Genomic DNA, 25,161 nt, shown 5'->3' on the forward strand with positions numbered 1-25,161 from the left:
CCTTCTCCGCCCGGGCGGGAGTCGACAGGCGTCCGGGCCAGACGGACAATACCCGCAGCCGCGGAGTGCGGGAGGAGGCGCCTCACCCCTCATGTGGGATCGTGTAGGCCTTGACTTCAGGAGTGGACGTGGAGGTGTACGGATGAGCGACGGCCGTCGCCGGACGCCGGGCGGTGCGGACGCCGAGGGTCGTCAGCGACCCCCGTACTACCCTCCGCACGGCGAGCCGCTGCGCGCGCCGTGGGACCCGCAGGAGTCGACCCCGGGGCGCCGCCGGTCGGTGCCCGGATCCCGGGACCACCTGCGTCGGCAGACCCCGGTCGGCAGGTTCTTGGCCACCTGGGGCTGGCGCGCGTACGCGATCCCGGTGCTCGTGGTGCTCACCGCCCTGGTGATCGGGGACGCCATCGTCTCGCCGGGCGCGTCGAACGAGGACCGGGTGGTCCGGGCGGAAGAGACCCCGGCCGTGGTCGGGGTACCCGCGGCGGGTGAGGTCCCGCCCAGTGGTGAGTTGCCGGAGGGCGGCTCCTTCATCGGGGCCGCGAGCGGGGAGTTCAGGATCGTGCCCGGCGGCACCGATCCGGTGGGACGCCCGACGGCCGAGCGGTTCAGCTACACGGTCGAGGTCGAGGACGGGATCGACACCGTCGACTTCGGTGGGGACGACTCGGTCGCCAGGATGGTCGACGCGACCCTGGCCAACCCCAAGAGCTGGACGGCCGACGGCGCAGTCGCGTTCCGGCGGATCGCCGGTGACGAGCCCGCGTTCCGGGTCTCGCTGGCGAGCCCCATGACGGTCCGCGAGAACTGCGGGTACGACATCGAACTCGAGGCGAGTTGCTACAACTCGGCCACGGGTCGCGTCTACCTCAACCTCGCGCGCTGGGTGCGGGGAGCGAGGTCGTTCCAGGGCGACATCGGGTCCTACCGGCAATACCTGGTCAACCACGAGGTCGGCCACGCGATCGGCTACCCGGCCCACGAGCCGTGCCCCGCGGACGGCGCCCTGGCGCCGATCATGATGCAGCAGACGTTCGGCGTGAACAACGGCGACATCCACCAGTTGGATCCCGAGGGCGTGGTCCCGGACAACGACGACACGTGTCGATACAACGCGTGGCCGTTCCCCGACGGACCCCCGGTGGCGGGATGACCGCCGCGGGCGGACCGGGGGACCGCGGCCTTCCCCCGCTGGTGGACCCGGTACCGGACCTGACGAGGGACGAGCGGGAACGGTACTCGCGACACCTGTTGCTCGGCGCGATCGGCGACGAGGGGCAGCGTCGCCTGCGCGCCGCGTCGGTGTTCGTCGTGGGTGCCGGCGGCCTGGGTGCCCCGGTGCTCATGTACCTCGCCGCGGCGGGTGTCGGGCGGATCACGGTCGTCGACGACGACGAGGTGGACCTCGGCAACCTGCACCGGCAGGTGATCCACTCCGTCGGGGCCGTGGGCCGACCCAAGGTGGACTCGGCGAGGGACCGTCTGGCCGAGTTGGCGCCCGGGGTCCGGGTCGACGCGATCCACGCCCGACTCGACGCCCTGAACATCGAGTCGCTTCTCGAGGGCCATGATCTGGTGATCGACGGCAGCGACAACTTCGCGACCAGGTACCTGGTCTCCGACGCCTGCGAGATCGCGGGGATCCCGCTCATCTGGGGGACCATCGACCGCTTCCGGGCGCAACTCGCCGTGTTCTGGTCGCGCCCACCGGCGCCCGCCGACCCGGTGACCCTGCGGGACCTCTACCCGTCCCCACCGCCTCCCGGGTCGGTGCCCAGCTGTGCCGAGGCCGGGGTCGTGGGTGCGTTGTGCGGCACGGTCGGGTCGATGATGGCAATGGAGGCGGTCAAGCTCGTCACGGGAGCGGGCCGGCCCCTGCTCGGACGCCTGGTCCTGATGGATCTGCTCGAGTCGACCCACCGGGCGGTGACGATCCGACCGGACCCGTCGAGGGAGCCGGTCACCCGACTGCCCGACGGGGCCGACGACGTCTCCTGCGAGATGCCGGCGGCCGGGCCGGCGGCCGTGCCGGTCGTCACCGCCGCCGAGCTCGCGGAGGAGTTGGCGCAGGCGGGGCCCCCCGGCGCTGCCGCCCCGGTCCTCGTGGACGTCCGCGGGGCGGGTGAGCGGTCCATCGCCCGGATCGAGCCGTCGGTGTGGGTGCCCCTGGACTCGGTCGCCGAGGACGCCGCGGACCCCACCGGTGTCCTCGGTCGCGCCGCCGCCCGGGGGCGCCTGGTCCTCTACTGCAAGTCCGGTGTGCGCTCCGCGCGCGCCGCCACGACCCTGTCCGGGGCCGGATTCACCGGCGTCCGGTCGTTGGCGGGCGGAATCGACGCGTGGACACGCGACGTCGACCCGTCCCTGCCCGGGTATTGACGGAGGAGGTGGGTAGCGTGGGCGGCGTGAACGATGCGAGGGTCCCCGAGCACGTCCGTGGCGCGTTCGGCGTGACGGACGGCCCGGCCGTCCCCGTGGTCGCCGGCTCCGGGACCGGCTGGCTGGTGTCCACCTCCGGTGCCGCCGTCGTGCTCCGCCCCGTCGCGGACACGGCGCTGGCGAACTGGTCCGCCCGGGTCCGGGAGGAACTGGACGTGACGGGGCTACGGGTGGCCCTCCCCGTCCGCTCGACCGATGGACGCCACGTCGTGTCCGGCTGGCGCGCCGACCGGGTGGTGTCCGGTCGCCCCGAGGCGCGCGCCGACGAGACCATCGCGTGGTCCGCGCGGATCAACGCGGCGCTCGCCGACGTGGAGCCCCCGCGGCCCGCCACCCGCCCGGCGAGGCGGCCGTGGGCCGAGACCGACCTGTTCGCGTTCGCCGAGGCGGCCGCCTGGGACGGTGACCCCGAGCACGACCTGGCGCCCGGGATGGAGGACCGCGGTACGCCCTTCGCGACCCACCGTGCGGCCGCTCTGCTCGGTGCGACGGGCCTCATCCGGCACCGCAGGCCGGTCGGGATCCCCGTGACCGGCGTCGTCCACGGGGATCTCGCCCGGGGTCTGCTCTTCGACTCGTCCGCCGAACCCGCACTGACCGACGTCGTGCCCTATGCCCGACCGACCTCGTGGTCGGCCGCGGTCGTCGCCGTCGACCACCTGTCGTGGGGGACGGCCGACATCGGGGTCCTCGGCAGATGGCGCCATCTCGAGCAGTGGCCCCAGATGGTGTTGCGCGCTGCCGTGTTCCGGTTGGCGGTACACGCGCTGCACCCCGGTTCGCGGCCGCACGCGATGGACGGGTTGCAGTCCATGGCCCGCGAGGTCGGCGAGTTCGTGGGGGACACGTCGGCATGACCCCCCGTTCCCCGCGGGCATCGTCCCGCCAGGGTGCCCTCGCGTTTCCGCTCGTGGCCCTCGTCGGCGTCGTCCTCGTCTCGCTGAACCTCCGGACCGCCGTCACCTCCCTCAGCCCGTTGCTCGGGGTGATCGACGCCGAGATCGGCCTCGGCGCCGCCGGGATGGGGCTGCTCGGGATGGTCCCGACCGCCATGTTCGCCGTCTGGGGTGTGCTCACCCCGATCGTCCTACGCCGGGTGGGTCTGGAGATGCTCACGGTCCTGGCGATGGTCGCGGCGGCCGTCGGGCAGCTCATCCGGGCCGCCGCCCACGATCCCTGGGTGATGGGCGCGGGATCACTCATCGCGCTGGCGGGGATGGGGATCGGCAACGTCGTCGCCCCGCCCCTGGTCAAGAAGTACTTCCCCCGGCACGTGGCCGCGGTCAGCATGGCCTACATCACCGGTCTGCAGCTGGGCACCGTCGTCCCGGCGCTGGTGGCGGTGCCGGTCGAGGAGGCCGCCGGGTGGCGGGTCTCCATCGGGTGGTGGGCGGTCCTCGCCGTCGTCGCCGCGATCCCCTGGATCGTCGAGGTCGTGCGGCCGGGCGTCCCCACCGACTCCCCTCGTGCCACCGGGTCCCCCCGCCCCGCCGACGGCTCCACCGGCAGCGCCCCCACCAGCGCCCCCACCAGCGCCCCCGGCGGCTCCGCCGCGACCCCCACCCGGCGCATCCGCCCGTGGCGTTCGCCCGTCGGCGTGGCGCTGGCCCTGTTCTTCGGAACCAACTCCTTGTGCACGTACGCGTTCTTCACCTGGCTCCCGGCCGTGGCCGAATCGATCGGGATGACGCGCGCGGAGGGCGGGTTGGCGTTGGCGGTGTACTCGGCGATCGGCCTCGTCGCGGCGTTGGTGGTGCCGTGGGCGGCGGGCCGCTTCGAGGACCCGTACGCCGTCGTCGTCGTCTCCGTCGTGTCCTACCTGGCCGGGTTCGCCGGCCTGCTCTGGGCTCCCGGCGCGGCGTGGGTGTGGATCTGCCTGCTCGGCGTGGGACCCAGCACGTTCCCGCTCTGCCTCACGCTGATCAACCTCCGCACGCGCACCCAGGCCGGCTCCGCCGCGCTCTCCGGGTTCTCCCAGGGCGTGGGGTACACGGCCGCGTCCCTCGGGCCGCTCGTGTTCGGCATGCTGTTCGACGGCCCCGGGCTCGGGGCGGGCCTGGCGTTCCTCACGGTGGTGTTGGCGATCATGACGGTCGTCTCGCGGACCGCGTGCCGCCCGAACATGCTCGAGGACACCCTGCGCTGAGGCGTACCGTCCCCCGCGCCGGTCGCGGGCCCGGTCTGCGCGGTGCGGGGTCGACATGCCCTCCGGCGAGCGGCTCGTCCGGGCGGGCAGGGGGGATGTCGTGGTCGTGTGGTCTCATCGAGCCGTGACACAGCCCGCCACCGCCTTGACCGCCACTGCCTTGACCGCCCCTGCCCCGACCGCCCCCCGCGACGCACGCACGGTCGACGAGCACGGAACGTCCTGGTCGGCGGAACTCGACGACCTCCTCGGGCGTGATTGGTCGGGTGCCCGGACGGGCAGGCAGGACCGGTGGGTCGTGCGCGGGGGCCCGGGCAGCGGGAAGACGTCGCTGATCGTCGATGTGGTGCGCTCCGCGGTGGCCGGCGGGGTGGGGATGGACGGGGTGCTGGTGCTCACCGGCTCGGCGGCGGCCGCGGCCACCCTGTTCGAACGGGCCACCCACGGGATGCCCCCGGACCTCGTGGTCGGCACCGACGCGCCCGTCCGCACCGTGCACTCCCTCGCCCACGCGGTCGTCCGGTTGGCGGCCGCGCGGGCAGACGCACCGCCCCCGCGCCTGCGCACCGGGGCCGAGCACGACGCGGTGGTGCGGGAGACCCTGATGGGCGAACTGGCGGACGGGGCCCCGCACTGGCCCGAACAGATGCGGCCGGCTCTCTCCACCGTCGGATTCGCCCGCGAACTGCGCGACCTGCTCCTGCGTTCGCTGGAGAGGGGCATCGGACCCCGTGAACTCGCCCGGCTGGGCCGCACCGCGGGGCGTCCGGCCTGGGTCGCCGCCGCCGGGTTCTTCCGCCGCCACGAGGAGCAGATGGCGCTGCGGTCCGGGGTGCGTTCCGGACAGTCGGACATACCGGAGGCGCTCAACGCCGCAGAACTGGTCGGGGCCGCACTGGACGCCCTCACCGCCGATCCCGATCTGCGCGAGATCTTCCGGTCCCGCCGTCTCGTCGCGGTGGATGACGCGCAGCACCTCGATCCGCTGGCCGCCGAGTTCGTCGCGGCGGTCGGAGGCGGGGCGGACGTCCTGCTCGTGGCCGAGGACGGCGACCAGTCGGTGTTCCGGTTCCGTGGCGCCGACGGGGGTCTCGCCCGGGCCGTGGTGGACCAGGGTGGCCGCGCGATCGACCTGAACACCGGGCACCGCATGTCGCCGGCGATCACGGCCGTCGCCGCGCGCGTCGCGTCGAGACTCCCCGGGGCCGCCCGCCACCGGCCCCGCGAGACGCCGGGCCCGGCCGAGGGGTCGGTGGGGGTGACCGTCGCGGGCTCGTCCGCCGCGGAGGCCGCGGTCATCGCGGACTTCCTCCGCCGTCGACACGTCCTGGACGGCGTCGACTACGCGGAGATGGCGGTGGTGACCCGCTCGCTGCCCCGGATGGCGGACGCGCTCTTCGCCGCCCTCGACGCCGCGGGGGTCCCTGTCGTGGACGCGGGTGCGGAGATCCCGCCCGCCCACGACCCCGTGGCGTCGGCGCTCCTGCTGCTGGTGCGCTCCGCGGTGGAGGGCGAGGCCGGAACCGATGCGGAACGGACACTGGCGATGCTCTCGGGACCGATCGGACGCGCCGACGCGGTGGCCATGCGACGCCTCCGACGCGGCCTGCGTCGCTCCGGGATCGGCGGGAACGAACCGAGCGCGGACACACTGCGCCGGCTCGTGCTCGCGGAGGAGGACCGGATGCCGCCGGGCCTGACGGTGGTGGAACTCGCGCCGGTGACGAGGATCCGGCGGGCCCGCGCGGCGGTCCTGGAGGAACTCGAGACGGGCGGCACCGCGGAGGAGGCCCTCTGGGCCGCGTGGTCGGCGTCGAGACTGGAGAAGCGCCTCGTCCGTCAGGCGGTCGCCGCCGACCCGTGGTCCCGGTCCGCCGACCGCTCGCTCGACGCGGTCGTGTCGCTGTTCGACCACGCCGCCGACTTCGTCGACAGGGTGCCCGGCGGGTCCGTCGCCCTCTTCTGCGACGTCGTCTCCGGCGAGGACCTGCCCGCCCCCGGACGCGCGTACACCAGAGCCCGTGGAGGGGCGGTCAGCGTCCTGTCCGCGCATGCGGCGGTGGGCAGGCAGTGGCGGGCCGTGGCCGTGTGCGGCGTGCAGGACGGAGTGTGGCCGGCACCCCGCCGGCGGTCCGGTCTCCTGGGAGTCGACGAGCTGGTCGACCTGACCGAGGTCGCCGGTGACGGCCCGGTGCCGTCCGAAGCCGAGCGGGCCGTGTCCTCCGCCGCCGCCCGGTCGGCCGAGGAACGTCGACTGTTCTACGTGGCGTGCTCCCGCGCGAGGGATCACCTGCTGGTGACCGCGGTCGAGTCGCCGGAGGAGGGCGACATCGCACCCTCCCGGTTCGTCGACGAGATCTCGGACCTGGCCACCACCACTCCCACCGCGGCGCCCGCCGGGGCGGTGGCAGGCCCGCCCCGGCACGCGCCGACCGTCTTCACGCTGCCGCACCTGGCCGTGGACCTGCGGGCGGCACTCCATGACCAGGCCACCGACCCCGCGGACGCCCGGCATGCGGCCGGACTCCTCGCCGGGCTCCGCAACGCCGGGGTGGAGGTCGCCGACCCGCGGACCTGGTTCGGCGCGGCCGAGCCGTCCTCGACGACCCCGGTGGTCACCTCGACGCCGGGCGAACCCCTCGCGGTCCTCTCACCCTCCGGTTTCGGTGCCCTGGAGGAGTGCCCCCTCCGGTGGTTCCTCCAGAAGGTGCGAGGCGACTCCTCGGATGCCGGATCGGCGGCCCCTCTCGTCCGGGGCTCGGCGGTCCACGCGCTGACACAGGCGGTGGAGGGAGGGATCTCGGAGGACGCACTGCGGGGGGCCGTGCGGCGACGGGCGGAAGCCCTCACGATGGCCCGTGGGTGGTTCGCCGAGCGGGGCGCGGAGTCGATGGTCGAGATGGCCGAGACCTTCCGACTGTGGCGTGCCTCGACGCGCGACCGGTACACCACCGCCGGGGTCGAGGAGGCGTTCGAGTTCGACGTCGACGGACCGGTGCGGGTCCGCGGACGGATCGACCGGCTCGAGGCGACCACGGCGGGGCAGGTGATCCCGGTCGACGTGAAGACCTCCCGGGCCGCGGCGAGCCACGCCGAGGCCGCCGTGCACCCGCAGCTCGCCCTCTACCAACTCGCCGTCGCCGCCGGGGCTGTCGACTCCGCGGCCGGTCGGGCCCCCGGCGGAGGACTCCTGCTCTACCTGGCGGGCAGGGAGGGGCGCATGCCGGCCGAACGGATGCAGGATCCGCTCGGGACGGGGGCCGGGGAGGAACTCACCCGGCGGGTGACGGCAGCGGGCCACGCGACCATCGGGCCGTCCTACACCGCGAGGGTAGGTCGCTGGTGTGAGCACTGCGACGTGAGATCCAGCTGCCCGGCGCAGCCCGAGGGAGAGCAGGTGATCGAGTGACCACGATGATCGAGCCCGACGTCATCGCCGACGCGCTCGGGATCCACCGGCCGACCGCAGAGCAGGCCGAGGTGATCTCTGGTCCGGCGGAACCGACGCTGGTCCTGGCGGGAGCCGGTGCCGGCAAGACCGAGACGATGGCCGCCCGCGTGGTGTGGCTGGTGGCGAACGGCTACGCCCGCCCGGGGGAGATCCTCGGGCTGACCTTCACCCGCAAGGCCGCGCAGCAGCTGTCCCGTCGCATCCGCCGGCGGCTCGACGCGCTGGCGCGCAGTCCCCTGTGCACGGGCCCGGGAGCCGCTCCCGGGATCGCGGAGGCCATCCGCACCGAGGATCCACAGATCTCGACCTACCACGCGTTCGCCGGGACCCTGCTCGGGACGTACGGGCTGCTCGTCCCCGTCGAACCGGACGCGCGGCTGCTCACCCCCACCGCCGCCTTCCAACTCGCCCACGACGTGGTGTCGAGGTGGGAGAGTCCCCTGACGACCGGATCGACCCCCGGCCGGGTGACGCGCGACGTGCTCACGCTGGCAGGACAGCTGTCCGACCACCTCGTCACCACCGACGACCTGCGCACCGACCCCGACCTGATGACCACCCTCGTCGCGACCCTGCCCCCCGGGCCGCGGCAACGCCAGGCCCCCACCCGGTGGCTCCAGGAGACGGCGGACGTGCAGGGGCATCGCGACGAACTGGCGGACCTGGTGGACGCGGTCGCGGCCCGCATGCGCACGGAATCGGCGCTCGATCACGGTTCGCAGATGGCGCTGTCCGCCACCGTCGCGCGCGACCACCCCCAGGTCGGCCAGGCCGAGCGCCGGGCGTTCCGGGTCGTGCTGTTGGACGAGTACCAGGACACCGGGCACTCGCAGCGAGTCCTGCTCTCCTCCCTGTTCGGGGGCGGGGCGGGACCCGTCCCGGCCGTCACCGCCGTCGGCGATCCGATGCAGTCCATCTACGGCTGGCGCGGGGCCTCGGCCTCGAACCTCGACCGGTTCCGCGAGGACTTCCCCCTGGCCGACGGTCGGCGGTCGCACCTGCGCGAGCTCACCACCTCGTGGCGGAACCCACCCGAGGTCCTGACGCTGGCCAACCGGATCACCGCGCCCCTTCGCGACCGGCCGGGGTCGATCCCCGTCCCCGAACTGCGAGCCCGACCCGGCGCCGAGGCCGCCGACCTCCGGGTGGCCGTCCTGGACACCGCGTCGGACGAACGGGAATGGCTCGCAGACGCGATCGCCGCGAGATACAGCGCGGCCGCCCGGGACGGTCGCACGCCGACCGCTGCGGTGCTGGTCAGACGCAACGGGGATTCCGCGGCGATCGCCGCCGCCCTCGAGTCGCGCGGCCTGGCCGTCGAGGTGGTGGGGGTGGGCGGACTGCTCGACGTCCCCGAGGTCGCCGACGTCGTCGCGCTGCTCACCGTGGTCTCCCGCCCGGGTGCGGGACCCGCGCTGCTGCGCCTGCTCAGCGGCTCCCGGTTCTCTCTCGGAGCCGCGGACCTCGCCGCGCTCGCCCGGCGTGCCGCCCACTTGTCGCTGCGCCGGCCCGCGGCCCCCGGCGGGGCGGTGACCGCTCTCGACCAGCTGGAGGACATCCTCGACGGCATCGCCAGGGGGGAGGAGACCGACTCGGCCGGGCTCGCCGACGCCCTCGCCGACCCCGGCCCCGCAGGCGGCTACAGCCCGGACGGCGCCGCCCGCATCAGCGAACTCGCCGGGATCATCTCGGGCCTGCGCGCCCGCTCGTCGGCACCCCCCGCCCGTCTGGTCGCCGCCGCCGAGCAGGCGCTCGGACTCGACGCGGAGGTCCGCCTACGTCAACGCGCGGGAGTCGGCGAGGCCCGCGAGCAGCTCGACGCACTGCAGGAGGTGGCGGCGGGGTTCCGGCCGGACCGGGGAACGGGACTGGACGCCTTCCTGTCCTACCTCGACCTCGCGCGCACGGTCGACGGGGGACTCGCGCGCGGCGAGGTCGCCGCCACACCGGGGCGGGTCCAGATCCTCACCGTCCACTCCGCCAAGGGGCTCGAGTGGGAGATCGTGGCCGTCCCGCACCTGGCGCAGGGGGTCTTCCCGTCCGACCAGGCGCCACAGACCTCGGTGCGCACGGCGACCCAGTTGCCCGAGCACCTGCGGGGGGACCGTGAATCGGAGGACAACCCCGGCGGCGTCCCTGTGCCCCGGCTCGACGACGTGACCGACCGGAAACTCCTGCAGGACGCGCTCGAGAGTCATGTCAAGCGGGTCCGGCGACGCTCACTGGACGAGGATCGGCGGCTGTTCTACGTGGCGGTGACACGAGCCGAGCAGACGCTGCTGCTGTCCGGGTCTCACTGGATCGGAGGGGCCGCCACACCCAAGGGCCCCTCGGAATTCCTCGACGAGGTCCTGGAGGCGTGCGGGGGAGACGAGCCACTGGGGGAGATCGATCACCTCGTCGTCACGCCCTCCCCGACCAACCCCGCCACGACGACCGTCGTGGAGGCCACGTGGCCTCGACCGGCCGTCCCCGGCCGCGTCGCCGTCGCACGGGCGGTCGACGCGGCCGTGCCGGTGGACCCGGAGAACGAGGACCCGCCGGAATCGGCACCGGCACGCCGCTGGCACCTCGCCGCGGCACCGCTGCTGGCCGACGCGCGGCGGGCGGCCGAACAGCGGGACGAGGTGATCCTGCCCCGCCGGCTCACCGCGGGGCAGATGGTCGCACTGGCGTCCGACCCCCGGGAGTTCGCGGACCGTCTCCGCAGGCCGGTCCCGTTCCGTCCCGACCGCTTCGCCCGGCGCGGGACCCGCTTCCACCTCTGGCTGGAGCACCGCTTCGGCGCCACCCACCTCCTCGACATCGACGACCTGCCCGGCGCCGGCGACCAGGGCGCGGCCGACGGACTGTCCGAGGCGGACCTGACCGCACTGCAGGAGGCGTTCGAGGCATCCCGATGGGCACGGATGACACCCGAAGCGGTCGAGGTGCCCTTCGAGGTGGGGCTCGGCGAACACCTGTTGCGCGGACGGATGGACGCGGTGTTCACCGCCACCGCCAGCGCGGACACCGACGGCGACGACGACCCGGGGTGGATCGTCGTGGACTGGAAGACAGGACGGGTTCCCGCCGAGCGGGACATGCCCGCCGTCGCCCTCCAGCTGGCCGTCTACCGGTACGCCTGGGCCCAGATCGCCAGTGCCCGCCTGGGACGACCCGTGGGGCTCGACCGCGTGCGCGCCGCGTTCCACTACGTGCGTTCCGGGCGCACAATCGAACCGGCCCATCTGCCGGACGCCGACGAGCTGTCACGACTGCTCTCCGACGGGCCGGGGCGGGGTCGGTTGTTGTCCCGCGGCGGGCGATAGGCGACGATTCATGTCGATGACGGCACGGTCCCCGCGGGGGACGCGTCGCGGAAACGGAGTCCCATGGTGAAGAAGCGCGTACTGGCATCGCGGTTCCGTGGCCACGACCCGCTGGACGAGAGCCCCGACCACGCGCTCGTGGGCGTGGTGAGCATCCCGGAGAACAGTGAGACGCCGTGGCGGCTGATCGGCAAGCGCGTGGTGATGGCCGTCGTCGCCCTGTGCATCGCTGTGCTGGTGGTGTGGTTCGACCGCGGGGGCTATACCGGTGGCGGCGGAGCGAATGGTGAGCTGACGCTCATCGATTGCTTCTACTACGCCACGGTCTCCCTCTCGACCACCGGTTACGGAGACATCACCCCGATCACCCAGCAGGCGCGGCTGATCAACACCATCGTCGTCACCCCGCTTCGCCTCGTATTCCTGATCCTGCTCGTCGGCACCACTCTGGCCGTGCTGACCGAGCAGTCCCGTCAAGCCTTCAAGATCCAGCGATGGAGAACCCACGTGCGCAATCACACCGTCGTCGTCGGCTACGGCACCAAGGGCAAATCCGCCATCGCCGCGATGCTCGCCGACGACACCGCCCCGGACGACATCGTCGTCGTCGACACCGACCCCCAGGCACTCAAGGCCGCGGCCGCCCACGGTCTGGTCACCGTCCACGGTTCGGCCACCCGGTCCGACGTCCTCAAACTGGCCGGCCTCACCCGCGCCTCCGCCGTCGTGGTGGCCACCAACTCGGACGACACGGCCGTGCTGGTCACCCTCACCGCGCGGGAACTGGCACCCAACGCGAAGATCGTCGCGACGGTCCGCGAGAGCGACAACAAGCACCTGCTCAAGCAGTCCGGCGCAGACTCCGTGGTGGTCTCCGCCGAGACCACCGGACGTCTCCTCGGTCTGGCCACCAATTCGCCGACGGTCGTGGGGATGATGGAGGATCTGCTCACCCCGGACGAGGGCTTCTCCATCGCCGAACGACGGGTCGAGGAGTCCGAGGTAGGAGGCTCACCCCGGCACCTGGCCGAACTCGTCCTGGGGGTGGTGCGCAAGGGACAGCTCATCAAGGTCAACGAGCCCGAGGCAGACGCGCTGGAGAGCGGTGACCGGTTGCTCTACATTCGGATGATCGCCGACTGAGTCGCGGGCAGGGCAGGAACGCCGAGGTGGCCGGGCTACGCTGATCGGCACCCCTCACGACCGCGAAAAGGACCCCACACGATGCCGATGGACTTCACCCTCGACTCCGATCCGGTGCTCTCGGTGGCGGCGCCCGACAGGGCGGCACCCCTCCGGCAGGACTCCGATGAGTTGAACAGAGGATGGGCCACGGCGCGCGTGATGAAGGTGGACCGTCGCAACAGGTTCGCGATCGAGCCGGCACGCGGTGATCGGCAGCGGATCCGCCTGGAGCCCGCCCTGGACCTCGCGGACTCCCTCCCCGAGGAGGCGGTGTTCCTCGGGAGGACCGAGGACGCCCGGCACATCTGGGCGGTCCCGGTCGACGAGCTCCCCGCCGAGCCCGCGGTGACGTCGCTCCGCTCGTGCGGGGCCGACCTCGTCGAGGGTGACGGGTCGCTGGCCTCCCAGGCCATGGCGCTGCTCGGCTGGCATCGCGACAACGTCCGCGGACGCGAACGGGCCCACCACCCGCGCAGAATCGACGCGGGATGGGCGATCGAGGACCCGTTCCACGGGGGCCTCGAGTACCCACGGACCGACCCCGCGGTGATCTGCCTGGTCCATGACGGGGGACGCCGCGTGCTCCTCGCCCGCCAGCCGATCTGGCCCGCGGGTATGTACTCGCACGTCGCCGGTTTCGTGGAGGCGGGCGAGTCCCTGGAGGGCTGCGTCCGACGTGAGGTCGCCGAGGAGGTGGGTGTGGTCGTCGACCGCGTGCGCTACCTGGGCAGCCAACCCTGGCCGTTCCCCCGGTCCCTCATGGTCGGCTTCCACGCCATCGCCGATCCCGAGGCCCCGATCGTGCTCGAGGACGAGGAGATCAGTGAGGCCGCGTGGTTCGACGTCGACCGGGTCCGTGACGCGCTGGCCGGCCGTGGCGACCTCATGGTGGCGCCTGCAGTCTCCATCGCGCACGTGATGCTGAAGTCCTGGGTCGCAGCGGTCGACGGCGACACGGACGTCTGAGAGCGGGGCCCCGGCGCGCCGTCAGGCCCGGGTGACGGTGTCAGGCCCCGGCGAGTTCGGCGAGTTTGGCGCGCACCTGCGAGGCCGGGGGATTGGTGGCGGTGCTGCCGTCCGAGTACAGCGCCGTCGGGACGACCCGGTTGCCGCCGTTCACGCTCTCGACGAAGGCAGCGGCATCGGCGTCCGCCTCCACGTCGATCTCGGTGTAGCCGATCTCCTTCTCGTCCAGCAGCTTCTTGAGCCGCGTGCAGAAGGGACACCACGTGGTGGTGTACAGGGTCAGGGCGCCGGCATCGTCGTTCGTCGTCACATCGCTCATGACGGGGTGTAACGCGCACGGCCGCGGGAATCTTCCCCGGGGGGAGGCCTCGGACGCGATGTCGGAGGCGGATGCCACGATGGGGGAGTGAGTGACTTGCGGCGCGGCCCGGTATCCGGCCCGGACAGCGGACGGGGAGACGGTGCGGAGTCGGCCCTCGAGGGTCTCGACCCGCAGCAACGCCGTGCCGTGCTGGCCCCGCGGGGTCCCGTGTGCATCCTCGCCGGCGCCGGGACCGGCAAGACCCGCACGATCACCAGGCGTATCGCCCACCTGGTCACGACCGGGCACGTCCGCGGTGACCAGGTGCTGGCGGTGACGTTCACCGCCCGCGCCGCCGGGGAGCTGCGCATGCGGTTGGCGGGGCTGGGGGTCGCGGACGCCGGGACGGGACCCGTACAGGCCCGGACCTTCCACTCGGCCGCCCTGCGGAACCTGTCGTACTTCTGGCCACGCGTCTACGGCGAGGAACCCTGGCAGCTGTTGGACGGGCAGTTCCGCGCGGTCGCCCAGGCGGTACGCCGGGTCGGCCTGGACCCCGCCACGGAGACCATCCGGGACGTGCTGACCGAGATCGGCTGGGCCAAGTCCAGCCTGCTCACCCCGGACACGTACGCGGAGCAGGCCGTCGCGCTGGGTCGCGACCTGCCGGTGCCGGCCCCCGAGGTCGCGCGCGCGTTCCGGGCGTACGAGGACCTCAAGGTCTCCGGACCGGTCCGGATGCTCGATTTCGACGATCTCCTGAGCCACATGGCCGAACTCGTGGAAGAGGTCCCGGCGATCGCCGAGGAGTTCCGGGACCGCTACCGCTGCTTCGTCGTCGACGAGTTCCAGGACGTCACGCCGGCCCAACAGCGGCTGCTCACCGCGTGGCTGGGCAGGAGGGACGACCTGACGGTGGTCGGTGACGTCAACCAGACCATCTATTCGTTCGCCGGCGCGGAACCGGACTTCCTGCTCGGCTTCGCGGACCGCTACCCGGGTGCCACCGTCGTGCGACTGGAGTCCGACTACCGCTCCACGCCCCAGGTCGTGGACCTGGCCAATGCGGTGATCGGCGCCGGCAGCGGCCGTTTCCGCAGTGCCGGGCTCACCCTGCGGGGCATGCGGCCGCCGGGCCCCGAGCCGGTCCTCGCCGAGTACCCCGACGAGGACGCCGAGGCGGAGGCGGTGGCGGGGGCCGTCGCCGATCTCGTCCACGGTGGGATGGACCCTTCGGAGATCGCGGTGCTGTACCGCATCAACGCCCAGTCCGAGCGGGTCGAGGCGGCCCTGGACGAGGCCGGGATCGGATACCGGCTCAAGGGGGGAGAGGGCTTCTTCGAGAGGCCGGTGGTCCGTCGGGCCATGTCGGCGATCGACCGACTGATCGACGGCTCGGACGAGGCGCGGGCGCAGGCGTACTCCCAGCTGTCGGACCCCACGGAGATCGTCGCCGTCATCAGGCAGGCGCTCGAGCCCCTCGGTCTCACCGCCGCCGAGCCGTCCGGTGCCCAGGCCAGGGAGACCTGGAATTCACTGAACTCGCTGGTGGGTCTCGCGGAGGAGATCGCCACGGCGGAGGCTCGCGAGGGCCTGCTGCCGGTGGTCGCGGGGCTTCGAGAACGGGCGGCGGCACGTCACGCCCCGGACGAGCGGGGTGTGACGCTGGCGTCTTTCCACGCCGCCAAGGGCCTCGAATGGGATGCGGTGTTCCTCATCGGGGTCCACGAGGGGAGTCTGCCGATCAGCCACGCGATCAACGCCGGACCGGACGCGATCGAGGAGGAGCGGCGCCTGCTCTACGTGGGCGTCACCCGCGCCCGCGAGCACCTGACGGTGTCGTGGAGTCGGAGTCGACGCGCCGGTGGCCGGGCCGGCCGACGCCCCAGCCGCTTCCTCGACCCTGTTCGCCCGGCCCAGTCCCCGGTCGGACCGCGCGGGTCCACCGACACCTCGGACAAGGGACGGTGCCGCGGGTGCGGGGAGAAGCTCACCGGGCCCATGCACCGCGCGCTCGGGCTGTGCCCGGAATGCTCGGTGGAGGTCGATACCGGCCTGTTCGAACGACTGAGGGACTGGCGCAAGGAGACCTCGGAACGGATCGGCAAACCCGCCTACACGGTGTTCACCAACGACACGCTCGCCCAGATCGCCCGGGAGCGGCCCGCCGACACCCGCGCACTGGGCCGGATCGGCGGGATCGGGGCGCACAAGCTGAGCGAGTACGGCGACGACGTGCTGAAACTGATCCGCGCCACCTGAACCCGCGCCGCGCGGGAGGATCCCCGAGCCGGGGGCTGGTCAGCCCTCGTCGGGGAAGATCTCCGGCATCCAGCGCTGCACGATCTCCCGGTACGGGGCGGACGCCTCGAGTTGGCACAGCATGCCCACCGACGCGGACAGTACCCGGTGGATCAGGACGTACTCGCGCGGCAGGGTGAACGAGCGGGAGGTCCGGAACTCCCGTCCCGACACGTCACCGTAGACGGACATGATGCTCTGCATCCACGCGCGGCTGAAGTGGAAGACGGGCTCGCGCATCGGCTCGATGAACGGGTTCAGGAACGCCATCGCGTCGGCGGGGTCGAGGCCGTTCCGGCCGACGTATCCGGCCCGGGTCATCAACCGCACCAGTTCATCGGAATCGCCGGCCAGGGCGAGCCGCATCATGGAGGTGAGAACCTCCGGCACGCCCTCGGGCAGGGGGATCGACGCGCCGAAGTCCAGTACCACCAGTCGACCGTCATTGGCGAGCAGGAAATTTCCGGGGTGGGGATCGCCGTGCATCATCCGGGCACGGGTGGGGGAACTGAACTGGAATTCGGTGAGGAGCTCGCCGGCCCGGTTGCGCTCCGCGGGGGTGCCGTCGCTGGAGATCCGGCTCAGGGCCCGCCCGTCCACCCACTCGGTGACCAGCACCTTGGGCGACGAGGCCAGCACGGAGGGCACCCGGAAGAGGCGATCGTCGCGATAGGCGGCCGAGAATACCCGCTGGGTGTCGGCCTCCGCGCGGTAGTCGAGTTCGCTCACGGTGCTGTCGTAGAGCTCATCGATGACGCCCCTGATGTCGGTGCCGGGGTTGAGCGGCCGGAACAGGGGAGCCAGTCGCCGGAGTTGCCGCAGGTCCGAGCGGAGGGCCTCATCGGCGCCGGGATACTGGATCTTGACGGCCACCTCCCGACCGTCGGACCAGACGGCGCGGTGGACCTGCCCGATGGAGGCGGCCGCGGCGGCGTCACCGTCGAACTCGGCGAAGCGCTCACGCCAGCGCAGCCCGAGTTGGGTGTCGAGGACTCTCTCCACCTCGGCGGCGGGCATGGGGGGTGCCTCGGCCTGGAGCTTGGTGAGGGCCTCCCGGAACGGCTCGGCGTACTTGTCGGGCATCCCGGCCTCGAACACGCTGAGGGCCTGGCCGACCTTCATGGCGCCGCCCTTGAGTTCCCCGAGAACGGCGAAGACCTGCTCGGCGGCCTGATCGGCCAGTTCCTCGCTCAGATCCCCGTCCCCCCGCCCGAGGGCGCGTCGACCGAGTGAACCGGCGGCGCGACCGGCGATGCCCAGTGGGAGTCCCGCGAGGCGTGCTGCGCGGCGGGACGAGGTGCGGGGTAGGTCGGACACGCCTTCAATCATGACAGAGGACGGACATGCGGGGCGGCCCCGCAGTCGCAGGCTGCGTCGGCCTGCCATTCGAGCCGGCGCCACAGTCCCTCGGACGGGTTGATCTCGACGGTGGCCCCGATGGTCTGGAGCCGGGTGCGGGGTTCACGGCTGGCGGCGACCTCCGCCAACACCAGGGCTGCGGCGGCGGTGAGGGCGGGAACGGCGGCCTCGGGGCTGTGCCCGATGAGTTGGGCGGCGACGAACGGCCACCGCGGGTCCCGGCGGGCGCGGTACAGGTCGGTGCAGCGCAGACACGGGGTGACCCCCGGCACCACGGTCGGGCCCACGACCACGCGGCCGTCCCGGCAGTACACGTGCATGTGCGTCTGTCCGGACCGGGCGAGGGCGGTGGTGACCACCGGATCCACGGAGACGGTGCCGGTGAGGATCACGAGGTCAGGGGCCACGCCCCGTCGGAACCAGGGCGGCCGCTCGGCGTCGAGTGTCAAGCCCGGGCTGGGGCCGGTGGTCACACGACAACCGTTGACGGACAGCGGCCCCCGGAGCACCTCCGAGATCTGGCCGACCCCCAGCATGTGGACGCGTCGCACCGGCGCGGGCCTCGGAGTGGAGCCCGTCGCGTGCGCATCTGCGTCCGTGGCCGTTCCCGGCTCCGGCGGGTCGAGTCGTAGATGACCGAGGTCGGCCAGGTGGACGAGGATCCGGGCCACGGTCGCCATCCCCGCCGCGTCGATTCCAGCGCGCGCGGCGACGTCGTCGAGAGGGGCCCCGCCCTCGAGGCCACGGAGTAGTGCCGAGAGGCTGCGGGCACCCACGGTGGCGGGGGCGTCGACCACCACCGCGCGGTCAGGCGCCAGTCCCACCTGGACGGTGTGGTCATCCCGTGCGACCACCACGGTGCCGGGACGCAGGGTGGCCCGGACCCGGGAGGCAGAGGCCTCGGCCTGCGCGGCGATGACGGGGGCGGTGGTGCGCGGGGAGACGGTCGCCACCGCCGCGGTGCCGGCACCGGTGCCGGTGGAGTCGACGGTGGCGGCGCGTGGCGGGTCGTCGGCAGGAGCGGTCACTGGGGTCACGGGGCACATCGTGGCACGCGGCGGTCCTGCCCGGGCCCTGCTCGGGCGTCGTTGTCCACAGGCGCCGGTCTCGTCGGTGCCTGTGGATAACCGCGCCGTGTGGGGTCGTCTACCGTGGTCCGCGTGTCGCCAGCCCCACGCCCCGCCGCCGCGTCCGCGAGCCCACCGTCACCCGGCTCGGGCCCGGCACCGGCGCTGCCCACCGAGCCTGATGATCCTCGGATCGAGGTCCGCCGCTCCACACGCCGCAAGAGGACGGTGTCAGCGCGGGTGGAGGGCGAGTCAGTGGTGGTCCTCATGCCGGCGGGGCTGCCACGCGCGGAGGAACGACGCCTCATCACCGACATGCTCGGCCGGCTCGCCCGGTCCGGTCGCCGCAAGGGTCACCGGGCGTCCGATGCGGACCTGATGAGGCGCGCCACGGAACTGTCGACGACGTGGCTGGAGGGTCGGGCGCGGCCGGCATCGGTGCGCTGGGTGCCGGCGATGACCACCCGCTGGGCGTCCTGCTCACCGGATTCCGGGGAGATCCGGATCAGCGAGACGTTGCGGGACGTGCCTGCCTACGTGCTGGACTACGTCGTGGTGCACGAGCTGGCCCACCTCGTCGTCCCCGGGGGTCACCCGCCCGAGTTCTGGGAGGCGGTGCGCGGGTATCCGCGCACCGAGCGGGCGATGGGGTATCTGGAGGCCTACTCGCGGGTGCTCCGGTCGGGGGCCGGGTCGGACGCCCCCGGTGGCGCGGGAGAACCGGGGGTCGGGGGCGAGGGCGTGGGCGACCTGGTCGAGGGCGACGACGACGAGCCCGGCCTGTACTAGGCCGGCCCGCCCGTCACGACGCCCGCCGGTCAGGCCCCGTCGCGCGGCCCCTCGGAGTCGGAACCCTCGGTGCCGGAGCCCTCGGTGCCGGAACCGGAGCCGTCGGTCCCCGAATCATCCGGGCCGGACGCCTCGGGTCCGCCGTCGCCGGCCTCTCCGGTCCCGCCACCCGATTCGCGGAGGAAGCGCTCGATCTCGTCGACGCCGCTGGAGTCCCCGGTCGACTCGTCGAGGAGCCGGTCGATGACGGCGGCGGGGTTTTCGAGGTCCTCGCCGACGGGCAGCAGGTCGGGGTGGCTCCACAGTCCGTCGCGACGTTCGGTGCCGACGGCCTCGCCGACCCGGCGCCACAACTCGGAGGCCTCACGCGCCTTGCGTGGACGCAGTTCGAGTCCGACGAGCGAGGCGAAGGCCTGTTCGGCGGCGCCGCCGGTCGCCCGGCGTCGCAGCCACATCTCGCGGAGCTTGTCGGCGCTGGGCAGCCGGTCGCCGACCGCCGTGGCGACGACGACGTCGACCCAGCCCTCGACCAGCGCGAGCAGCGTCTCGAGCCGGCCGAGCGCGGCCTCGTTGACGTTGGTCACCTTGGGGCCGATCGCCCCGGCCCCGCCGGAGAGCAACTCCTGGAGCTTGGTGGGGTCCTGCAGGATGGACGGGTCGAGCCCGGAGGCGAGGTCGTCGAGCCCGGAGGTGTCCACGCGGATGCCGCGCGCGTACTCCTCCACGGTCGCCAGGAACCGGGCGCGCAGCCAGGGGGCGCCGGCGAACAGTCGCAGGTGTGCGGCCTCGCGTGCGGCGAGGAAGACCACGACCTCCTGCCGGGGCAGTTCCAGCTCGTCGGCGAACTCGTCGATCGCGGCCGGGCTGAGCGCGGCCACCCCGTCGTCGCCGAACGGGATTCCGACCTCGGAGGAGAAGAGCACGGCCGGCGCGAGCTTGCCCAGCCCCTGCCCGAGCTGCATGCCGAAGCCCATGCCGCCCATCTGGTCGAGCATGCCGAGCAGCGGGCCGGCGAGCTGGCGGGCCTCCTCGGGCATGGCGCCCTTGGTGGCCGAGTTCATCTGTTCGGCGACGGGCGTGCAGATCTTCTCCCAGGTGGGCAGGGAGTGCTCGACCCACTGCTGGGGCGTCCACACCTCGGTGCGGTGCACTCCGGAGGGGAACTGGGTGGTCTCGTCGAGCCACAGTTCCGCCAGGCGGACCGATTCCTGCGCGGCGGTGCGCGAGGCGTCGGTGATCACGGGCGTGCGACCGAGGGACTGGAGGGCGACCGTCCGCGCCAGTTGGTAGTTGACGGGCCCCGAGCTCCCCGGGCCGGACATGGCCGACCCCATGGAGCCGAGCATCTGTCCGAACTGGGAGAGCATCTGGCCGAAGTTGCCGAACTGCGAGGGGTCGAAGCCGCCGGGACCGCCGGGACCGCCCTGGCCGCGGTCGCGGTCGCGGTCGTCGTCGCGCCCGTCGTCGTCGGAAGCGGAGAAACCGAAGGGCTGGTTCATGCCACAACGGTACAGCGTGCAGGGGGTGGGGGGTCCGGCCGCGACGCGGCCGGCAGCGGGTGCGGTCTACCCTTGCCCCGTGAGTCGTCGCCTATTCACCGTTCTCGCCGCGCTGGTACCGGCGGTGCTGCTGCTCGTCCTGGCGACGTCGGCCACCGTCCCCCTGGTGTCGATGGGGCCCGGACCCACCTACGACACCTTCGGCACGGCCGAAGTGGAGACGGAGGACGGCGACACGGAGCGGGTTCCGGTGGTCGACGTGGCGGGCAGGGAGGCGGACGAGACCGCCGGGTCCCTGTTCATGACGACGGTGGCGGTCCGCGACCGGCTGACGCTGCTCGACGCGATGCGGTTCTGGGTGGATCCGGCGCAGGTGGTGGTACCGCGCGACCAGGTGTTCCCGCCGGACCGGTCACGCGACGAGGTGCGCGAGTCCAACGCCGCGGAGATGGTCGGTTCGGAGAACTCCGCCGAGGCCGCCGCCTACCGGTTCCTGGGGATCCCCATGCAGCCGCGCGTCGAGGGGGTGGAGCCGGACGGTGCCGCCGCCGGGCGCCTGCGCCCGGGCGACGTGTTGACCTCCATCGACGGGGAATCCGTCGACGACGCCACGGCCGTGGTGGAGCGGGTCGGTGAGCGCCGCGCGGGTCACGAGGTCCGCATCGGGTTCACCCGTGACGGGCGTGAGGAGACGACGACGGCGACGTTGCAGTCCGCCGGACCGGACGGCGATCCCGAACAGGGCCGACTGGGCATCCTGGTCGGCGACACCCCGGCGGACGGCACCGACGTCGACATCACGGTGGACCCCGCGGTGGGCGGCCCCTCGGCGGGCCTGGTGCTGGCCGTCGCGATCGTCGACAAGCTGTCGCCGGGTGAGGCGACCGGGGGGACGCGGGTGGCGGGGTCGGGCACCATCCGTCCCGACGGGACGGTGGGGCCCATCGGCGGTATCCGGCACAAGATCCGGGCGGCCCACGACGCGGGGGTGAGCGAGTTCCTGGTCCCCGCGGCCAACTGTGCGGAGGCTGTGCAGGGCCCGCCGGAGGGCGTCCGGCTGATCGAGGTGGAGACGTTGGAGGGCGCGCTGGAGGCGCTGGAGACGGCGGCCTCCGGGGGCCAGCCACCGACCTGCGGCTGAGGCACGGCTTTTCCGTAAGGTGGGGGTCACGAGCATGTCCGCCCCAGCAGTGCAGGAGCTTTCCAGGTGTCCGTCCGCCCACCCGGCAATTCCCCCGGTCGGCCGATCGCGATCTCTCGTCGCGGTCGGGCCGTCGCCGTCGCCGTCGTCGTCCTCATCCTCCTCATCCAGGTCCTGCCCAGACTGAACACCGCGTACACGGACTGGCTGTGGTTCGGCAGTGTCGATGCCACCAGCGTGTTCCGGACCGAGTTGCTGGCGCGGCTCGGTCTTTTCGTGGCGGTCGCCCTCCTGGTCGGCCTGGCGGTGGGCGCCGGCATTCTGCTGGCCTACCGGTATCGCCCGGTGTTCCTGGCGCAAGCGGGCATGCCGGACGCGCTGTCCCGCTACCGGGCGGCCATGGGGGCCTCGCCCGGCAGGACCGTGCTCTGGATCCCGGTCGTCCTGGCGATCCTGGCCGGGTCGGTCGCGCAGACCGGGTGGCAGACCGTGCTGGCGTTCTTCAACTCGACGCCGTTCGGTGAGACCGACCCCCAGTTCGGTCTGGACATCTCCTTCTACGCCTTCGAGCTCCCGATGTGGCGCGCGATCGTCACCTGGCTCATGGTGGCCGTCGTGCTGGCCTTCCTGGCCAACCTGTTCACCCACTACCTCTTCGGCGGACTGCGTCCCGGCGCCCGCGAGGGCGCCCTCACCCGCGCCGCCCGGATCCAGCTGGTGACGCTCGCCGGGCTGTTCGTGCTGGCCAAGGCCGCCGCGTACTGGCTGGATCGCTACGAGCTGTTGTTCAGCGAGAACAGCACGTTCACCGGCGCCAGCTACACCGACGTCAACGCCCTGATGCCGGCGAAGATCTTCATGTTCTCGGTGGCGCTGGTGTGCGCGGCCGCGTTCTTCTCCGCCATCGTGATCAGGGATCTGCGGATCCCCGCGCTGGCCACCGTCCTGTTGCTGTTCTCCGCGCTCGTGGTGGGGTCGGCGTGGCCGCTGGCCGTCGAGCAGTTCTCGGTGAAGCCCAACCGTGCCGAGAAGGAACGGGAGTACATCGCGCGGAACATCGACGCGACACGCGCCGCGTACGACATCGGTGAGGAGCGGGTCACCTACATCGACAACTGGGGGGCGGCCGATCCGAACCCCCGCGACGCGGCCTCGGATCTCACGACACTGTCCAACGTCCGCGTGCTCGACCCGAACGTCCTGGCGCCGACGTTCACCCAGCTGCACCAGCTGCGCAACTTCTACGGCTTCCCCGAGACGCTGGGCATCGACCGCTACACGATCGACGGCGAGATGCGGGACTTCCTCGTGGCCGCGCGTGAGCTCAACCCCGAGTCCCTGCAGGCCAACCAGCGGGACTGGATCAACCGTCACACGGTGTACACGCACGGCAACGGGTTCGTGGCCGCGCCGGCCAACCGGGTCAACGAGATCGCCGACGACGCGGGTTCGGACCGCGGCGGCCTGCCGAACTTCCAGGTCTCGGACCTGGAGGCCATCTCCAGTGGCCAGGAGATGATGATCCCGGTGACCCAGCCGCGGACCTACTTCGGTCCGCTCATCGCGCAGTCGGACCCCGACTACGCCATCGTCGGGGACAACGGCGACGGGCCCCGTGAATACGACACCGACACCGAGCAGTACACCTACACCGGCGAGGGCGGCGTCCCGGTCGGCGGCTGGGTCAACCGGATCGCCTACTCGCTCAAGTTCGCCGAGCGCAACATCCTGTTGTCCAGCATCCTCGGTGACGATTCGAAGATCATCTACGACCGCGACCCGCGGGACCGGGTGCAGAAGGTGGCCCCGTGGCTGACCACGGACACCAACACCTATCCGGCGGTGATCGACGGCCGTATCAAGTGGATCGTCGACGGGTACACGACGCTCAAGACCTACCCGTACGCCGAGCTCAGCTCGCTGGAGGCCATGACCTCGGACTCGCTCAACGACGCGAACGGCCGGGTCCTGCCGGACGAGGAGGTCTCCTACATCCGCAACTCGGTCAAGGCGACCGTCGACGCGTACGACGGCACCGTCGACCTGTACGCGTTCGACGAGTCGGACCCCGTGCTGCAGACGTGGATGAAGGCACTGCCGGACATCGTCCAGCCACGCGAGGCGATCTCCGAGGAGTTGGAGGAGCACCTGCGCTACCCGGAGGACCTGTTCAAGGTGCAGCGTGAGCTGCTGGCGAAGTACCAGGTCGACGACCCGGGTCAGTTCTTCACCAATGACGCCTTCTGGTCGGTGCCGTCCGATCCCACGGTGACCTCGTCGATCCAGAACCCGCAGAGCCCGCCCGCGGGCGGACCCGCCGGTGGTCCTGCCGGCAGCCCCACCGGTGGTCCCGCGGGCGCCCAGACCGTCGACCGTGACGGGCCGGCCCAGCCGCCGTACTACGTGGTGGCCTCCGATCCGACCGACCCGGAGTCCGACGAGCCGTCGTTCCAGCTCATCTCGGCGTTCCGCGGCTATGAGCGTGAGTTCCTCGCCGCACACATGACGGCGAGCTCGGACCCCGAGACCTACGGACAGATCACGGTGCGGGTCCAGCGGCCCACGGAGCCGCTCTCACAGGGCCCCAACCAGGCGCAGGACATCATGATCGCCTCGCCGGCGATCGCCGAGGACCGCCGACTGTGGGGTGAGACCGCCGAGATCACGGAGGGCAACCTCCTGGCGCTGCCGTTGGCGGACGACTCGGTCCTCTACGTGGAGCCGATCTACACCCAGCGCAAGGACCAGGACTCCGCGTTCCCGAGGCTGCTGCGTGTGATGGTCTCGTACGACCGTGCGGTGGGCTACGCGCCCACGCTGTACGAGGCGCTGCGACAGGTCGGGATCGAGGCAGACCCGGACGTCGTGCGTATCGACGAGAGCGGGGAGGCGGAGGCCGAGGCCGAGGAGGGCGCCGCGCGGCCTGCGCAGGGCACCGCTCCGCGGCCGTCGTCGCCGGCCACCGGGGGAGGCGCTGACGACGCCGAGCGGGCAGCCGCCGTGCGCGAGCTCAACTCGGCGCTGAACGCGGTCCGCTCGGCTCAGAGCGGGGGAGACCTCTCCGATCTGGGGCAGGCGCTCGAGGACCTGCAGGCCGCCGTCGACGCTTATCAGGGCCTGGGGAACTGACGTGACCTGCGGCTTCGAGTGCGAGGGTGTGAGTTACGTCATCTTCTAGTCGTCGAGCGTCCACCGATTTGCACTGT

At 72.5% G+C, this 25,161-nt stretch carries 16 protein-coding genes; 12 read left to right on the forward strand and 4 right to left on the reverse strand.

Going from position 1 to position 25,161, the window contains the following annotated elements; all coding sequences use genetic code 11:
• Positions 1-142 precede the first annotated feature (142 nt).
• The 8 genes from VZF99_RS04300 (at position 143) to nudC (ending at position 13,498) form a co-directional block, all read left to right on the forward strand.
• On the forward strand, positions 143-1,153 hold the full coding sequence (locus VZF99_RS04300; RefSeq protein ID WP_407335769.1) for a DUF3152 domain-containing protein: 1,011 nt from the start codon (positions 143-145) through the stop codon (positions 1,151-1,153).
• On the forward strand, positions 1,150-2,379 hold the full coding sequence (locus VZF99_RS04305; RefSeq protein WP_407335770.1) for a ThiF family adenylyltransferase: 1,230 nt from the start codon (positions 1,150-1,152) through the stop codon (positions 2,377-2,379). The genes VZF99_RS04300 and VZF99_RS04305 overlap by 4 nt, the downstream gene beginning before the upstream one ends.
• Positions 2,380-2,405: 26 nt before the next feature.
• Positions 2,406-3,296, forward strand: a complete 891-nt coding sequence (locus VZF99_RS04310) for a TIGR02569 family protein (RefSeq protein WP_167457919.1) — start codon at positions 2,406-2,408, stop codon at positions 3,294-3,296.
• A complete protein-coding gene (locus VZF99_RS04315) occupies positions 3,293-4,585 on the forward strand; it encodes an MFS transporter (protein WP_096905872.1) in 1,293 nt (430 codons plus the stop codon). The genes VZF99_RS04310 and VZF99_RS04315 overlap by 4 nt, the downstream gene beginning before the upstream one ends.
• Positions 4,586-4,709: 124 nt before the next feature.
• On the forward strand, positions 4,710-7,994 hold the full coding sequence (locus VZF99_RS04320; protein WP_407335771.1) for a PD-(D/E)XK nuclease family protein: 3,285 nt from the start codon (positions 4,710-4,712) through the stop codon (positions 7,992-7,994).
• A gap of 5 nt (positions 7,995-7,999) precedes the next feature.
• Entirely contained in the window at positions 8,000-11,347 is a 3,348-nt protein-coding gene (locus VZF99_RS04325; protein ID WP_407336079.1) for a UvrD-helicase domain-containing protein, read from the forward strand.
• Between the two features lie 63 nt (positions 11,348-11,410).
• Entirely contained in the window at positions 11,411-12,490 is a 1,080-nt protein-coding gene (locus VZF99_RS04330) for a potassium channel family protein (RefSeq protein WP_407335772.1), read from the forward strand.
• An 81-nt stretch (positions 12,491-12,571) separates the two neighbouring features.
• Complete coding sequence (gene nudC / locus VZF99_RS04335; protein WP_407335773.1) at positions 12,572-13,498, forward strand: NAD(+) diphosphatase; 927 nt, start codon at positions 12,572-12,574, stop codon at positions 13,496-13,498.
• A gap of 40 nt (positions 13,499-13,538) precedes the next feature.
• On the opposite strand, the gene VZF99_RS04340 is transcribed toward nudC, so the two are convergent.
• Positions 13,539-13,817 (reverse strand): mycoredoxin, encoded by a 279-nt coding sequence (locus VZF99_RS04340; protein ID WP_120286149.1) that lies wholly within the window; start codon positions 13,815-13,817, stop codon positions 13,539-13,541.
• A gap of 96 nt (positions 13,818-13,913) precedes the next feature.
• On the opposite strand from VZF99_RS04340, the gene VZF99_RS04345 reads away from it, so the two are divergent.
• Entirely contained in the window at positions 13,914-16,061 is a 2,148-nt protein-coding gene (locus VZF99_RS04345) for an ATP-dependent DNA helicase UvrD2 (RefSeq protein WP_407336080.1), read from the forward strand.
• 39 nt (positions 16,062-16,100) lie between these two features.
• Here the strand turns inward: VZF99_RS04345 and VZF99_RS04350 are convergent, their stop codons facing one another.
• Together VZF99_RS04350 and VZF99_RS04355 are read right to left on the reverse strand one after the other, a co-directional pair.
• Entirely contained in the window at positions 16,101-17,417 is a 1,317-nt protein-coding gene (locus tag VZF99_RS04350; RefSeq protein ID WP_407335774.1) for an ABC1 kinase family protein, read from the reverse strand.
• A gap of 8 nt (positions 17,418-17,425) precedes the next feature.
• Positions 17,426-18,496 carry a hypothetical protein gene (locus tag VZF99_RS04355; protein WP_407335775.1) on the reverse strand — a complete coding sequence of 357 codons (1,071 nt, stop codon included), beginning with the start codon at positions 18,494-18,496 and terminating at the stop codon, positions 17,426-17,428.
• Between the two features lie 123 nt (positions 18,497-18,619).
• Between VZF99_RS04355 and VZF99_RS04360 the strand changes: the two genes are divergently transcribed.
• Positions 18,620-19,315 (forward strand): YgjP-like metallopeptidase domain-containing protein, encoded by a 696-nt coding sequence (locus VZF99_RS04360; RefSeq protein WP_407335776.1) that lies wholly within the window; start codon positions 18,620-18,622, stop codon positions 19,313-19,315.
• A 29-nt stretch (positions 19,316-19,344) separates the two neighbouring features.
• On the opposite strand, the gene VZF99_RS04365 is transcribed toward VZF99_RS04360, so the two are convergent.
• The gene (locus VZF99_RS04365; RefSeq protein ID WP_407335777.1) at positions 19,345-20,814 is read right to left on the reverse strand and encodes a zinc-dependent metalloprotease; all 1,470 of its coding nucleotides are present in this window, start codon (positions 20,812-20,814) and stop codon (positions 19,345-19,347) included.
• Between the two features lie 79 nt (positions 20,815-20,893).
• On the opposite strand from VZF99_RS04365, the gene VZF99_RS04370 reads away from it, so the two are divergent.
• Both VZF99_RS04370 and VZF99_RS04375 read left to right on the forward strand, forming a co-directional pair.
• Positions 20,894-21,955 (forward strand): PDZ domain-containing protein, encoded by a 1,062-nt coding sequence (locus VZF99_RS04370; protein ID WP_407335778.1) that lies wholly within the window; start codon positions 20,894-20,896, stop codon positions 21,953-21,955.
• A gap of 66 nt (positions 21,956-22,021) precedes the next feature.
• Positions 22,022-25,084: a UPF0182 family protein gene (locus tag VZF99_RS04375; protein WP_407335779.1), complete on the forward strand. Its 3,063-nt coding sequence runs from the start codon at positions 22,022-22,024 to the stop codon at positions 25,082-25,084.
• Positions 25,085-25,161 lie beyond the last annotated feature (77 nt).

It is taken from the genome of Dietzia kunjamensis (assembly GCF_045689975.1).
Classification (GTDB): Bacteria; Actinomycetota; Actinomycetes; order Mycobacteriales; family Mycobacteriaceae; genus Dietzia; species Dietzia kunjamensis.